This window comes from Paenibacillus sp. WLX1005, assembly GCF_046603685.1.
Classification (GTDB): Bacteria; Bacillota; Bacilli; order Paenibacillales; family Paenibacillaceae; genus Saccharibacillus.
In genome coordinates, this window is record NZ_CP176756.1 from 441,415 (window position 1) to 455,785 (window position 14,371).

At 45.2% G+C, this 14,371-nt stretch carries 13 protein-coding genes; 8 read left to right on the plus strand and 5 right to left on the minus strand.

Annotated features, from left to right (window positions below; translation table 11 throughout):
* The first annotated feature begins 65 nt into the window (after positions 1-65).
* From ACE3MZ_RS01840 to ACE3MZ_RS01865, 6 genes are all read left to right on the plus strand, one after another.
* Complete coding sequence (locus tag ACE3MZ_RS01840; protein ID WP_411344859.1) at positions 66-464, plus strand: pilus assembly protein; 399 nt, start codon at positions 66-68, stop codon at positions 462-464.
* Entirely contained in the window at positions 461-1,171 is a 711-nt protein-coding gene (locus tag ACE3MZ_RS01845) for a hypothetical protein (protein WP_411344860.1), read from the plus strand. Before ACE3MZ_RS01840 ends, ACE3MZ_RS01845 begins: the two co-directional genes overlap by 4 nt.
* Positions 1,172-1,237: 66 nt before the next feature.
* On the plus strand, positions 1,238-1,918 hold the full coding sequence (locus ACE3MZ_RS01850; RefSeq protein WP_411344861.1) for a hypothetical protein: 681 nt from the start codon (positions 1,238-1,240) through the stop codon (positions 1,916-1,918).
* Positions 1,919-2,015: 97 nt separating this feature from the next.
* Positions 2,016-3,437, plus strand: a complete 1,422-nt coding sequence (locus ACE3MZ_RS01855; protein ID WP_411344862.1) for a hypothetical protein — start codon at positions 2,016-2,018, stop codon at positions 3,435-3,437.
* 50 nt (positions 3,438-3,487) lie between these two features.
* On the plus strand, positions 3,488-4,342 hold the full coding sequence (locus ACE3MZ_RS01860; protein ID WP_411344863.1) for a hypothetical protein: 855 nt from the start codon (positions 3,488-3,490) through the stop codon (positions 4,340-4,342).
* Positions 4,343-4,432: 90 nt separating this feature from the next.
* Positions 4,433-5,035, plus strand: a complete 603-nt coding sequence (locus ACE3MZ_RS01865) for a prepilin peptidase (protein WP_411344864.1) — start codon at positions 4,433-4,435, stop codon at positions 5,033-5,035.
* 118 nt (positions 5,036-5,153) lie between these two features.
* Here ACE3MZ_RS01865 and ACE3MZ_RS01870 read toward each other — a convergent pair whose 3' ends face one another.
* From ACE3MZ_RS01870 to ACE3MZ_RS01885, 4 genes are all read right to left on the minus strand, one after another.
* A complete protein-coding gene (locus ACE3MZ_RS01870; protein WP_411344865.1) occupies positions 5,154-6,095 on the minus strand; it encodes a cation diffusion facilitator family transporter in 942 nt (313 codons plus the stop codon).
* A gap of 391 nt (positions 6,096-6,486) precedes the next feature.
* On the minus strand, positions 6,487-8,256 hold the full coding sequence (locus ACE3MZ_RS01875; RefSeq protein ID WP_411344866.1) for an alpha-glycosidase: 1,770 nt from the start codon (positions 8,254-8,256) through the stop codon (positions 6,487-6,489).
* 407 nt (positions 8,257-8,663) lie between these two features.
* Positions 8,664-10,178 (minus strand): CoA transferase, encoded by a 1,515-nt coding sequence (locus ACE3MZ_RS01880; protein ID WP_411344867.1) that lies wholly within the window; start codon positions 10,176-10,178, stop codon positions 8,664-8,666.
* Positions 10,179-10,735: 557 nt separating this feature from the next.
* Positions 10,736-12,037, minus strand: a complete 1,302-nt coding sequence (locus tag ACE3MZ_RS01885; protein WP_411344868.1) for an aldehyde dehydrogenase — start codon at positions 12,035-12,037, stop codon at positions 10,736-10,738.
* A gap of 469 nt (positions 12,038-12,506) precedes the next feature.
* Between ACE3MZ_RS01885 and ACE3MZ_RS01890 the strand changes: the two genes are divergently transcribed.
* Together ACE3MZ_RS01890 and ACE3MZ_RS01895 are read left to right on the plus strand one after the other, a co-directional pair.
* Positions 12,507-12,653 (plus strand): hypothetical protein, encoded by a 147-nt coding sequence (locus ACE3MZ_RS01890; protein WP_411344869.1) that lies wholly within the window; start codon positions 12,507-12,509, stop codon positions 12,651-12,653.
* Positions 12,654-12,958: 305 nt separating this feature from the next.
* Positions 12,959-13,627: a TetR/AcrR family transcriptional regulator gene (locus ACE3MZ_RS01895; RefSeq protein WP_411344870.1), complete on the plus strand. Its 669-nt coding sequence runs from the start codon at positions 12,959-12,961 to the stop codon at positions 13,625-13,627.
* Positions 13,628-13,780: 153 nt separating this feature from the next.
* Here ACE3MZ_RS01895 and ACE3MZ_RS01900 read toward each other — a convergent pair whose 3' ends face one another.
* Complete coding sequence (locus ACE3MZ_RS01900; RefSeq protein ID WP_411344871.1) at positions 13,781-14,254, minus strand: MarR family winged helix-turn-helix transcriptional regulator; 474 nt, start codon at positions 14,252-14,254, stop codon at positions 13,781-13,783.
* Between the last annotated feature and the right edge of the window lie 117 nt (positions 14,255-14,371).

Below are 14,371 nucleotides of genomic sequence, written 5' to 3' on the forward strand. Positions count from 1 at the left end.
TGTGCAAGCAAAGAACAGGCTATCGTCAGACAGCCTGCATATGACAGCAAAGGAAGTGTAGACTCATGTCCGGGAACAAATGGGGAATGCCCCATCTACGTAATGAAAAAGGAGCAGTCAGCTTAGAATTTCTCGGCACGCTTCCGTACTACTTTCTTCTATTTCTGCTGCTCTGGCAGGTAGTGGCTTCCGGTTATGCAATTATGACTGCACGCTCAGCAGCAAGTGAAGCTGCCAAAGTATATAGTTTGACTGGTAATCGACAGGAAGCCGATAGTATGGCACGCTCCATTCTTGGTAATGCTGCCAATCTACAATATGAAAGCTTGAGCATCAATGATAGTGGGACTAATTTTCAGGTCAGACTGGAATCGAGGCACAGTCTGGTATTGGTTCCCAAACAATGGCGCAGTAGCGCAAGCATCGAGTTAGATCAGACGGCTTCTGGAAGGCTGATCAATTGAGACATTTGATGCAGCAAATGAAAGAAGATGAGCAGGGGAATGCCTCGATTTACCTGCTGTGGTTTATTTTCGTTGCCGGTATTGTACTGGTATTGTCGGTTAACGTAATCAATGCTTTTGGCAAACAGGAGCAGTCATCGGTAAGCGCTGAACAAGCTAGCTTTGCAGCGACTGATGTGGTACTTCAAGCGGTAGCGGATGGCGTAGACAAATACGATGAGTGGAAAAAAGAAGAAGATGGAGACCAGTCAAGCGGAGATGAAGATAGTGCAGAAGAGCAGAAATCGATTGCCGAACAAATTGACAAAGCCAGACAGCAATGGATAGCAAAAGGGAGAAAAGGAGCAGAAGCAACAATTGCAGCATATGATGAAGTATTGAATAGTAATATTGCTTCCGAGTCTCGACTCCGTGAAGAGATTAACCGTGCTATCCGCAGCAGAGAGAGTGAAATTAAAGATGAAGCTCGGCGTGTGATTAGTGCCAATGGAGGCTTAGCGAACAAATCCGAAATCACACTGTTCAAGGACGATCGCGTTGCAGTCAAAGCGTATACCCATTACCAGGCACGTGTATATTCGCGCTACATCCCCGGTATGGAAAAAGATGTAGATTATACCGGTTACGGACCGAAATTAAGCTTTATTGAGCAACTTGGTTATGGACAATCGACAGGTAACATCGACTCACCACCGATATTACCCTAATAGTCTTCTTGGCAAATGAAATCAACAGATTCATATCAAATATCAACATGAAAAGGAGGAACTATCATGAATTTGGTCGCCGACGGATTTCGATTGTATCGCGAACGGTTTCTATCGATTTTACTACTTTCGTTTACGATTGTTTTTCCGATTCTGATCGTGCATGCGCTAATGACCAATTATGTATATGCAGTCACATCGTTTCTAGACGGGGGCGTTGTCGGTGACTTTACGAATGGAATGCTAGTGTTGTTGTTTCTTATGATTGCTCAGATCCCGTTTATTGTATTTACGCGTTATGAGCAGGAAGGCAGTGAACATCCGCTACGTTCTACCTATTTTGCATTTACGCAGCGCGGCTTTTCAGCATATCTATTTGCTATGGTATATTGTGCGCTTGTTGTGGCTGGTTTTGCTGTATTTATTATTCCAGGACTAATCATTATGATCTTGCTGTTTTTGACACCATACATTTCCATTTTGCGCGATCAGCCAATGCGTCGTTCATGGAAAACTGCTTTGCGTTTGGGGAAAAAGCATTTTGTACGTATTTTCTTATTATTGGTACTGGTATCTCTAGCTGAACTGATTCTGGAATTTGGCGTACTTTATGGCATGTCTTACGTAACGACCAATTATCTAATCATTCTGTTTACACAAATGGTACTTAACACAGTCTTGTTTCCTCTGGTCGTTATTATCATTACCATGCATGTTATGGACTGGAAGAGAAAAACCTGGCTGTAAATGAATTACATGTTCAATATTTTCATCCACATAATAAGCAATATATTCCTTTTCTGCATACATAGTGATGCAGATCATACCGGGAGGTAAGCAGCGCATGAAATGGTGGAGCAAGTACCGCAGAGTATGGGCAAGCACAGTTGTGTTGTTGCTGCTGTTATTACAATTTAGCCCTGTTATATCTGCAAATGCCATCCAACCTGGCGATCCGATCCAACCAGGCACAGCTATTCAGCCGGGCAATCCAGTCCAGCCAGGAACGTCTATCAAACCGGGTACATCCATTACGCCAGGCACACCGATTATTCCGGGAGAAATGATTCAACCAGGCACTCCTATCTCGCCGGGCACACCGATTCAACCAGGTACGCCGATCACTCCGGGTGATGGAATTGGGGGAGGAGGTAGTAACGGCTCTGGCTCAAATAACGGTTCACAGGGGAACAGTAATAGTAATGGTTCAGATTCATCCAGTAATAATGGGAACGAATCATCGCAAAATGGAAGTAATAACGGTTCTAACAATGGAACCAATACTCCAGGGCAAAATAACAATGCTCCCAATTCTTCATCCAATAATAACTCCAATGGCAGTGACACAAACAACCCCGATTCATCGAACACTAACAATAGTAATAGTGCTGATTCTGATAGTGGAAGTAACAACAGTAATGATAGTGAAAGCAATGGAGAAAATGGGGCGGATGACGAAGTCCAACCTTCTGAATTTACGCCGCCTAGTGCATATGATTGGTATAAATATTTGAATCAGGATGTGTTGTCAGGAACACTGGATTATATGGTGGATAATAATATTACCACACCCCGAGAATTACTGAATGAACTGGGACCCAATGGAGGTTCAGGTTCACATACTGGACTAGGGACACAATTGATGTGGAGTACAATCAAAACCTTAGACGGAAGCAGCGTCATCGTTCAAACAGCGGGCGATTCGGTGGATATGATCTCGAATGGTAAAGAAGCTATCGATAATATACGCAATTTGTACTCCTATACCAATGCTGTGAATGCTGCTCGTTCAGGTCTGCAAGGAACGACTCAGTTAACAGATGGTGCCCGTTCCGCATTACAAGCGACTCATTTTGCTACATCTCCGATATCCAAGTTTAATGTGGTGACATCGGCAGTCAGTCTCGGATTTTCAACGGTAGATACAGTTAATAATATTAAGGATATTACACAAGCCAAAAATGGTACTGAAAGTGCACTCGCTTGGGGAAGTTTGGGGCAGAGCAGTGGAGATATGCTGATGAGCAGCTCTGTACTTTTAGCAGCTTCTGGGGTAGGTGCTCCGGTAGCGGCGGGAGTATTTGTAGCTGGGGCTGTATTATGGACAGCGGGCACATTGACCAAAGCCTGGGTAAACCGTAAGCAAATTGCAGCAGATATTAAGCATGGCTGGAATGAAACGAAAAAGGCAGTAAGCAATGTAGTGGATAATGTCAAAAATGCTGCTAAAAATACTTGGAAATCCGTTACTTCCTGGTTTGGGTAAGAGAAAGTAATACCATGTATTGAATCCCAAGGGTAAAGGAGTCATGCACAATGACCTTAACGGTAACATCCAATATTCAATCTCAAATCGATGAATACAAAAAGTGGTTAGAAAAAGAACATGTATTTACGTACGCCTACGAAAAAGATACACATCTATACTATTATGTAGGCTATACCCGATTTAATAAGTTGAGTGGTCTGGTGATCTTATCGGAAACAGATCAAGATCCAGTTCGTTTACGGAATGCTGCACAATCTGTTTTCCAATTCAATCGCATCGTGATCGAAAGTAGTAGCGAACTTATTTCCAACATTAATAGACCTATTGAAGAAGTAGAAAAAGGGAAACGACTTTTGCAGCAGGCTCAACAAAATGCTTCGTTTCAAATGCAATCACAAAGTGAAGATATCTCTATTATCATGAATGCAATTGATTTAACTATTCAATCCATTCCTGAGCTTCAAACTATATTTAAGAAAATACAGGGTCTAGAGCGAAAAGTGCTTGATGAAGGAATCTTGAGAGATGCAGATGTGGAGCAAATGATTCATTATAATCTCCAGCATTATATGACGATGTATCGTCAAGGTCAGGCACAAATCGAAATCTTACCTCATTTGGAACGGGTAAGACAACATATTGAAGTATTAGAAGGACAGTTGAGCAATACAACAGATCAACAGCTTCGCCGCGAATTATTTAATTTTCTAAATGCAATGACAATAGATAAGAATGTTCAAAAGCTTCGTGAGTCACAATCTACTTTTCAACAGGATGGTCAGGGCAAACCGATTAGCCTTCCGTCTGGCGAAGAAGGTGTACATCAAATGGCTGCTTATTTGCGTGAATATATGCAATACAAATTCAATACCGAAATTATTAAAGATTTCCGCAATTTGTAGGTTGCGAATTTTTCGGTACCTTTATGTTCTATTATTGTTAAAAGTATTTGTTGAACAGTGTATGTTCAAATCTGAAAAGGAGGAGCATCTATGCTGCTTGTTGTATTGGCTATTGTCGGTATCGTCTATGGTTATCTTATTCACAAGCTTGCAATCTGGTCGCTGCGTGGGCGAGAGTATCGACAACAAGCTGCGGCAGTATGGGTAGCTTCAATCGGTATGGCATCGCTGTTGCCTCTGCTGTATATGATCAATCCAGGTTATTTTCCGTTGCATGGAATTGTAGCAGGATTGTTGTTCTGGATTTTGTTGACCGATTGGCTGGCGATGTTAATTTTGAATCAAACGTTATTGATCTGCCTATTGCCAATTATGGCTTTGCGACTGCTGTATCCTTTACCAGGCGGGATTGTAGATTCGTTGTTGGGAATGGCAGGTGGTTTCATCATCATGCTTATACTTGGAATAGCGTCACGTGGCAACATTGGCGGTGGTGATATCAAATTGTATGCTTTGCTAGGATTTGTCTTTGGTTGGAGTGGTATTTTATCTAATTTGTTTATCGCTTCGGTATTAGCATTAGGTGGAACGCTATTGTTTATTGTCATTCGTCGCCGTACAGCCGCAGCTAGTATTCCGTTTGGACCATATATCGCTTTGTCTTCTTGTTTGTTGCTATTGGTTCCAGTATGAACTAGAGTCGTACGATACCCTAAAGATCATCTTGTTGATTCACAACTACAACAGCCCTCTGATCTGCACACATCCTCGAAAACGGGATGCTGCGGAATCAAAGGGCTGTATCTGTTGATTAACGTTCTCTCGCATCAGATGAGATGACCATCGCTGCTTCTTGCTGTTCATCCGCATACCACGGATTCAAATGCACCAGCACTTCCGTCACCTGCGCGTCCGAGTGCATAATATTCTTTTTCATCAATCGTGAAATGTCGTGCCCCTGCTGAATCGTTAGCGAAGCATCCACGCCGATGCGCACATCGACTACAATATAATGCCCATGCTCACGCGCGCGAATCCGGTCAATTCGTTTGACCTCTGGCATTGCCGTCAAGACAGCAGTGTACGCTTCAATTTTCTCAGGATGTACTGCTTTTTCCATTAAAATATCGATCGATTCACGACCGGTAGAATAGGCGAGCTTGAGAATGAGCAAAGCAACGACAATTCCTGCCAGCGGATCGCCATAGGCAAGCAGCCCATAGCCGTAATATTCTCCGATCAAGCCTAGCCCAATCCCTAGAAAAGCCGCACCAGAGGCGTATACATCTGCCAGATGATCCTGCGCAGTAGCGATCAAGCCCTTACTGTTGGCTTCGCGTCCGATCCGCATCGTGTAGATGTACAGCAACAGTTTCCAGACTAACGAAACGGCGGCTGCCAGCAGGGCAATCACATGCGGCTGCGATGGCGCTTCAAACAGCAGCATGACCGAATGATACCCGATATACAGCGCCGCCAGCAGCAGAATTACCGCGACCATACTGGCACCAAGCACCTCGGCTTTGCCATGTCCATATGGGTGATCTTCATCTGGCGGGATTGCCGAGATGCGCATCGAACCAAGCGCTGTCGCAGACGCGATCACGTCACCGGCATTATGAATACCGTCGGCGATGAGTACCTGACTGTTAAACAGCACACCGACAATGAGCTTGAGCAGGGTCAGTGCCACATTGCTGATCAGGCTGAGCCAGGCGGCGAGCATGGACTGATTCACGGAAGAATTGGACATGATAGGGGAACCTCCTGCAAGATGGAATACTATATATAGACAACAAAATAGTCTCAACGTCTGCGACTGCCCAACGCGAGAATATAGTAAAAAACAAAGATGACACTGACACAATGATTGACTATATACGCCCAATATACATGTAATACACGTTCATAAAACAAAGTCTCACTATATCACATTTACCCGCAACCACCAATACGTTAAGCGTAAAAGCACACCTATTATATACATATGATTATATGCACCTGAATGTTATGTACATCTATGCCCTACATGCACTAGATAGGAAGTAATAATACAGAAATCATCCCAATTCATATAAAAGCAGGATTCCCGAGTATGAAGGAATCCTGCTATCTTTGTTCGTCTATCGTCTGCCTATACAGCCTTACTCGTCACCGTGTGGATGCTTGTCTTTTTCCAGACAGCGCAGTACTTTATAGCCGTAAGCTGGCAATTTGCATTGCAGCTTGCCACCGTCTAGCTGCACTTCCTGTCCTTCCAGCATATCTTCCCAATGATCGGCATCAATATCGATATCGATCTCAATCGGCTCACTAGAACTGTTCATAGCGATGACAAAGGTATCGTGCTCATCTGTACGCTCATACACCAGCTCATTACTACCTTTACGTGAGTGCAAGAAGCGGAAATGTCCCTGACGCAGCGCTGTATATTGCTTGCGCAGCCCGATAATGCGCTGGTAGTAGGCGAACAGCTCAAGATCCTGTTCTTCCTTGTCCCATACCATACAGCGGCGGCAATCTGGATCGCCGTCGCCTTCCATCCCGATCTCGTCACCATAATAAATGCACGGCGTACCGGTAAAGGTCATCTGGAACAGTGAAGCTAGCTTGAGTCGATCTTTGTTGCCTTCTGCCAGTGTCAGTGCACGCGGCGTATCGTGGCTATCCAGCAAGTTAAAGGCAACTTCGGTCACCTGACGCTGGTAACGTGCCATCTGCATCCCGATTGCATGTGAGAACGTGAGCGCATCTGTTGTGTCTTTAATGAAGAAATCGGTCACGGCATTTTTAAATGGATAGTTCATGACGGAATCAAACTGGTCGCCTTGCAGCCATGGACTGGACTCGTGCCAGATTTCGCCGAGAATGTAAATGTCCGGGTTGATCGCCTTTACCGTTTGCCGGAATTCGCGCCAGAATTGGTGATCTACCTCATCCGCTACATCCAGACGCCAGCCGTCGATACCGTATTCCTCTGCCCAGTAACGCGCTACGCCAAGCAGATATTCTTTTACTTCTGGGTTCTCCGTATTCAGCTTCGGCATGAGCGGCTCAAAGTCGAATGTGTCGTAGGTCGGAATTCCATCCTCGACCGCCAGCGGGAATTTGCGCACATGGAACCAATCTTTATACTTGGAATGCTCGCCTTTTTCCTGTACGTCGACGAAGGGAGCGAACGTTTTGCCGGAATGGTTGAATACTGCATCAAACATGACACGAATGCCTTTGCTGTGGCAGGTGTGAATTAACTTTTTCAGCGTTTCTTCATCGCCAAAGCTTGGATCAATCTGCATATAATCTTCTGTATCGTATTTATGATTCGTCGTCGCTTTAAAAATCGGACACAGGTAAATCGCGTTAATACCCAACTCAGTCAGATGATCCAGGTGGTCGATAATGCCTTGCAGATCGCCGCCAAAGAAATTGTACCACTCCGGCTTGCCGCCCCATGGCAACGTGCCTTCCGGGTCATTAGACGAATCGCCATTCGCAAATCGCTCCGGGAAAATCTGATAAAAGACTGCATCCTTTACCCAATCTGGCGTTGTGAATACATCGACCGGGTTGATAAATGGAATATCGAATAATCGATCCATCTGCGGCTCGTCGCTACCGAATTTATCCTCATCCATCCAGATCGTTTCCTCATCATTGGACAGCTTAAACCCATATTTCAACCGTCGAAACGGAGGCTTCACTTCACATTCCCAATAATCGAACAGCGTATCCGTGGCGAGAAATGTCATCGGCACTAGCTCTTTGGACTTCTCCCACATATACTTGTCACCCGCAAGCGCCCATGCCTGCTTCACATCCTGCTTTTTCGTCCGCAGACGCAAATGAATCGTCTCCCCATCATATGGATAACCCCAGTTCATTTTCGGACGATGATAAATAGCTTCAATCAGCATGTAAGTTCCTCCTGTAACAATATGTAGATGCTAACGCTTTTTACCCTTAAAGGGTATAGTGGAACCAGTTCGATTCCAAATAAAAAGGCACAGCCAGCAATCCCTGCCAGCCGTACCTTTGATCCGTTATATTACAATCTTCAAGTACATAAAAAAGGCTTCGTAATGTAGATTAACGATATAGATTGTAACAAAAATGCTTCCTGAAGCAATAGGTTTGTATCATGTCTAAGATGCATGTTTAAGATGCGAGTTGCACGGAGCGGAGGAAAGGAAATTGGGGAAAAGGACGATTTTGGAGTTGCGAGAATCTTCATTTTATCCTAATACCAAAGATTCTCGTAACTCCACCTGAGTCCGTTTCCCAATCCCTTTCCGCAGCGCATGTTGCACCTCTCCGCATCCATTCATTTTCCAATCCAACGTGCTTCCCCCGATGCCCTTGGCACCAGCACCGTTGTATACTCACCCGGTGTCTCCGACATGTGCACCTGATCGGTCACTCCTTGATAATGCCCACACACGGTATCTGCCGTAAATAGCTCTGGATCAAGATACAGATGTTCGTCATCCGATCCCGCAGTCTCATGGGCAAATTCTTTCTCAAACAATCCTAGCGACATTAACCACAGCGATACTCGGCTGAGCGAAATATGCACGCGATAACTGCCGCCTTCCTCTGCACGACGTGCCAGTGCCGCCATCGCTCCGGCAGCAGCAAGCCACGAAATAATATAATCATTCACTACTAGAATTGGCGGCAATTGTGGCTGCTCCGGTGTGCCTTCAAGCGACATGACACCAGTCAATGTACCAGCCGTCTGGTCAAAACCGATCCGATCTGCCCATGCACCATTCTCACCGTTCAATGATACCGATACGTGAATAATACCCGGACGTAACGCGGCACTCTGCTCTGCACTCAATCCGAACCGTTCCAGATATGACGGACGACGATTGGCGAAGAAAATATCCGCATCACGCAGCAGATCCATCATGCGCTCATGCGCTGGCTCATCATCTAGCTCCAGCATCGCGGAGCGCATGCCTACATTGGCGGTATAATACGTCGTATCGACTTCCCAATCGGACGGACGCCAAATGTTTAGTACATCCGCGCCATGCAGAGCAAGCGCACGACCGACACCCGCACCAGCAATAACATGTCCCATACCGAGTGCGCGAATACCGTCCAATGGTGCGGAGCCGCCCTGCGGTAACGGTTCTGGTGCGCTATCGCCAATTTTCTCAATTTGTACTAACGGTAGCGAAGCGACCGATTCAAACGCAGGCTCGTTCAGAAATTCGTCCACAGTACGTGCCATCGGCATAACGACACCAGCTTTGGCACCTGCTTCTTCCAGATCGCGAGCGTTCCATTGGGAAATAGCATTAGCTACTGCTTCCGGCGTATCCGCGCAATCGAGTAGCTTCAATGTGTTGATTTTTAGCTTTGGATATGGCTCTAACGGCATCACCCAGCGTTTATCTTTTGTCTGGTAAAAGCGGAATTTGAACGATGGGCTTGGATCGGATGGGCTGGTGGGCGAATAGCCGTTCAGTTTTTCCCATTTGCGGTCGTAGAAAGGAGAGAGCCGATGCAGAATTTTACGCAAATCGAGCGAAATGTCCTGACCTTTCCCACCGCGCAGTCGCCACAGATTCGCAGCAGCAACCGACTTCGCAACCATGCCGATGCCTGCCGAACTGGCGAGTCGGAGTACACTCGGAACGATAGGGTCTTTACCGGTAAAGCTAATCTGCCCGCCGCTGTCTGCGGACGATAATCCGATGCCGTTCAATACATCTTCTAGCGCGGCATGCATATCGAACTCTGTATGATCTGCCCGATTGTTTACGGCGTGTTGAATTTGTTGTTTGAGCAATGCGGTATCTTGTGTAGCTTGCGTATGTGTAGACATGATATGCACCTCTTTGGATAGAATCGTAATTCACTGCATGCAATAACAAAACATAATAGCCAAACTCAAAAGGTCTGTTTGTAATATCTATATATAAATTTATACATATAATTCTAATGTTTTTACAAGTGGAATGCAATAAACAATACCGGGTCAGTTGCGGTGTATGCCACATTTTATTAGCATTTGTAGGTTTAGTCGTACTATATTTTGTAAATATACAGTTTGAGGTGAAGGGGCGAAATCATGTGCATGTCCAATTGCAATCGCGCACTTATACAATAAGAGTGAAAGTACAAAATGAAGAGCGAGAGTACGATATGAAGAGTGGAAGTATAATATGCAATACCAATACAAACGAACAATACAGGCAACCTCGAAAACAAAACAAAAAATAAAACAAAATAAAACAAAACAAAACACATAATAAAAACAGCAACAGACCTATTCTAGTCTGCTGCTGTCTTTTTGTAGAATATCTATGCTTCATCCAGTGAGCATTGCATAAGCGCTGTTCACGAATGATAAATGACGAATGATGAGTTACGAACTACAAATTACGCGTTGCGTTTCATTACACTTTTATGATGGGAGAATACGTCGAAGCTTTGTTGTCCGTGGTATGAACCCATGCCGCTTTCGCCAACACCGCCGAATGGCAGATAGTGCGAAGTCATGTGGGACAACGTTTCGTTAATACAGCCGCCGCCGAAGGAGACGGTATTCAGCACTTGTTCTTCCAGTTGCTCATCCTGTGTAAACAGATACAGTGCCAGCGGTTTTGGACGATTCACGATTTCATCCAGCAATGGATTCAGATCGTCATATGCGATAACTGGCAAAATCGGTCCGAAAATCTCTTCCTGCATAACCGGCGCATCCCAGCTTACATTGTCCAGCAGAGTTGGCTCGATCAGCAGTTGATCGCGCACAGAACGTCCGCCAACTAGCACTTGCTGATCCTGCATCAGCCCGGTAAGACGGTCAAAGTTGCGTGCATTGACGATATGTGGGAAATTCGGGTTGTGCAGTACATCGTCAGTGAATTTGTCAGCAATCTCAGCGGAGATCAGTTCCACCAGTTGCTCTTTTACACTGCTGTGTACAAGCAGGTAGTCTGGTGCGACGCAAGTTTGACCAGCGTTCAGGAATTTACCGCGTACGAGACGTTGTGCAGCGAGCTTCAGATCAGCATCCTGATGCACGATGCTTGGGCTTTTGCCACCCAGCTCCAACGTTACCGGAGTCAGATGCTCAGCCGCCGCACGCATCACGACGCGACCAACACCTGTGCTGCCAGTGAAGAAGATATAGTCGAATTTTTCTTTTAAAAGGGCAGTACTTGCTTCGACTTCGCCTTCCACAACATGAATATATTCAGCCGGGAACAATCCGGTCAGCAGTTCATAGATGACGTGGGAAACGGTTGGTGTCAGCTCAGACGGCTTCAGGATGGACGTATTGCCTGCTGCCATCGCACCGATCAGCGGACCAAAAGCAAGCTGGAACGGATAGTTCCATGGAGCAATGACCAGTGTCACGCCATATGGCTCTGGATAAATTGTGCTGACTGCATCTGGCAACGCAGAAGAAGTAGGCACCTGACGTGGAGCTGCCCAGCTTTCCAGATGTTCCAGTGCAAAGTCCAGTTCACCCATTACGATGCGAATCTCCGAACCGTACGCTTCTGCTTCCGATTTGTTCAGATCAGCATGTAGGGCATCCAGAATGCGTTGATGATATTGCTCAATACCGGATTTCAGCTTGCGCAGAGCATCCAGACGATACGCTGTCGATTTGGTAGTACCTGTATGAAAAAATGTGCGCTGTTGCGCGACGAGTTGTGGAATAGAGTCCATATTAGTTATTCTCTCCTTGAACATTCATTTGGTTTAGTTAGGAAACGCTGAACAGATGTGCGAAATAGATATAGAGTAGTATTACCCATCTTTTAATCATTGTGCACAATTTTATTTTGTTTGAATAATCTGGTGCAATATATCGCATTATAAGTCAGTATATACATAGTGACAATAACCAGAATATAAAACGATGGGGTTTATGCCACATTTGTTGTTTAGATGTAGAGATAGGCGGTTTATAGTGGTCATAGAGTGAATAATGGTATCCAATCCATCGATAAGAGATTTAATGTGGAATTCATATTAAGAAGTTGTGTGTCATACAGATCTGTCCATGATAGAGTCATTTAGTATAGATTTGTTCATAATAATGACTTTTTAAAGTTATTTTTTGATATGATGTCAGCAGGACAGCAAGCATTCGGTGGGACGATCACGGTGTAGCCTTCGGTAAGGAGGTGATGCCATGATCGTATTGGTTTGGATGGAGTTTGTGTATGTGCTCAAAGCAGTAGCCGCTTCGCTCAGCATTGTGCTGAGCGGGCGCAAGCTGTATCGTATCGCACGTCGCAAGCGACAAGACCAAAACAAGCAAAAAAAAACCACCGAATAAAGGTTGAGAACCTTCGGTAGTTTTTTGCAACGTGATTTTGAAATCATTTGCGCGCCGTGGTTGTCGCACGCCTGTTGTCTCATGACTCTGCCGTTCCAGCGGCGGAGTCATTTTCATTTCTATACCACAGATTATAAACGTTTAAACGCTATTTTTCAATCTACTTATCATTATAAATACAATGAGACGGTTGTTCCTATTTCAATAGGATAGTTCATTCCTCACGTTTCCCTTGGTCACGAGGACGCATCGTTTACATCTTCCACATGAAATCTCAATCCTATTTGCAAAGGAGACTCTTACCCATGCCGGACAAAACACCATCGCCCAACCCGCAGCTGACCAATACCATTCCACAGACGATCCAGCAGACGACCTCTACCGAGCGCGTCGATCCGCGTATTCTACGTACGCGCGCACTGCTGCGTGATGCGCTGATCCACCTGATGGAGCAGCAGCCATATGACAAAATCACCATTCAAGATATTACGGCGCGTGCCACTGTCAATCGCAAAACCTTTTACCTGCATTACGAATCCAAAGATCATCTGTTGTTCGCGGTCACGGACGAGCTGTTAGGCGAGCTATTCGGTGAAGCGCGGGATGCAAGTACCTTTCACCAATCCATTGACGAATTACAGCGTTATATCGCCGGACGCATCTTTACCTATATTATCCGGTACAAGCGCTTTTTCGAGGTTATGTTTGAGCAGCGAGCGATGTTTAACTTTGTTCAATATATGAAGCAGTATATCGCACGCTTTTACGAGGAACGATTTGCTGCGCTGGATGATGCGCAGCTGCCCGTGCATAAGGATGTAATTGCCAGCTACATTAGCTCTGCCTATGTAGGTGTGATTCACTGGTGGCTGCGTGAAGGTATGCCGTATACACCGGAAGAGATGACCGAGCAGATGATCGCGCTCAATTCCAATGGACCGATCCGCTTAATTCAGCAGCAGGGCATGGAATAACAGATGTTTACTGGTGAAAACGTCACGGAGAAATCAGCGGATATACAGCTGTATATCTATCGAATACAAGTGTATATCCATCGAACATAAGACTCATACCTCTATAAATACAAAAAAGATCAGCGTCGCCATTACAGGCTGATGCTGATCTATTCAAATCGTATAGTCCGCCGTTTCCTTGGCGACTTCTGCCAATTCGCCTTCACGGGCATTTTGTTTGATCTTGCCGAGCAGTCGGCGCAACGTGTCACGTTCATCTTCGGAGATGCCTTCCATCAGATGTTGTCCGGTTTCCTTCATAATGCTGCATACATCCTGTTCCAGCCGTGTGCCGTCTGCCGTTAGATAGATTTTGAAGCGGCGGCGATCATCGGTGCAGGTGATTTTGCGAATAAAGCCTTTGTTTTCCAGATTGGAGATCATTCGCGTAATATTCGTTTTGTCTTTGCCGAGGCGTTCGCCGATCTCGTTCTGGGTCAATCCGTCCTTTTGCCAGAGTAGCATCATAACAAACGTTTGTTCCGGCGCGAGATTGAAGGGAGCAAGCTGCTGCTTGATATAGCCAGCAATTGCCAGATGAACATCACGAATGAATACGGTATAACTCTTCTCTACATCAAAATGCATATTGTTCACCCTTATATGGATCACATGTGCCAAACGGATCGCAAATTTATAAAAAATATAATTTAAAATTGAATAATTAGTACTTGAGGGGGTATAGTTGGTATAGCAACCTTTACA

Coding starts and splice junctions, on each gene's coding strand:
- ACE3MZ_RS01900 (WP_411344871.1), bottom strand. CDS start 14,254: ATGCATTTTGATGTAGAGAAGAGTTATACCGTATTCATTCGTGATGTT.
- ACE3MZ_RS01840 (WP_411344859.1), top strand. CDS start 66: ATGTCCGGGAACAAATGGGGAATGCCCCATCTACGTAATGAAAAAGGA.
- ACE3MZ_RS01865 (WP_411344864.1), top strand. CDS start 4,433: ATGCTGCTTGTTGTATTGGCTATTGTCGGTATCGTCTATGGTTATCTT.
- ACE3MZ_RS01875 (WP_411344866.1), bottom strand. CDS start 8,256: ATGCTGATTGAAGCTATTTATCATCGTCCGAAAATGAACTGGGGTTAT.
- ACE3MZ_RS01880 (WP_411344867.1), bottom strand. CDS start 10,178: ATGTCTACACATACGCAAGCTACACAAGATACCGCATTGCTCAAACAA.
- ACE3MZ_RS01855 (WP_411344862.1), top strand. CDS start 2,016: ATGAAATGGTGGAGCAAGTACCGCAGAGTATGGGCAAGCACAGTTGTG.
- ACE3MZ_RS01850 (WP_411344861.1), top strand. CDS start 1,238: ATGAATTTGGTCGCCGACGGATTTCGATTGTATCGCGAACGGTTTCTA.
- ACE3MZ_RS01870 (WP_411344865.1), bottom strand. CDS start 6,095: ATGTCCAATTCTTCCGTGAATCAGTCCATGCTCGCCGCCTGGCTCAGC.
- ACE3MZ_RS01885 (WP_411344868.1), bottom strand. CDS start 12,037: ATGGACTCTATTCCACAACTCGTCGCGCAACAGCGCACATTTTTTCAT.
- ACE3MZ_RS01860 (WP_411344863.1), top strand. CDS start 3,488: ATGACCTTAACGGTAACATCCAATATTCAATCTCAAATCGATGAATAC.
- ACE3MZ_RS01890 (WP_411344869.1), top strand. CDS start 12,507: ATGATCGTATTGGTTTGGATGGAGTTTGTGTATGTGCTCAAAGCAGTA.
- ACE3MZ_RS01895 (WP_411344870.1), top strand. CDS start 12,959: ATGCCGGACAAAACACCATCGCCCAACCCGCAGCTGACCAATACCATT.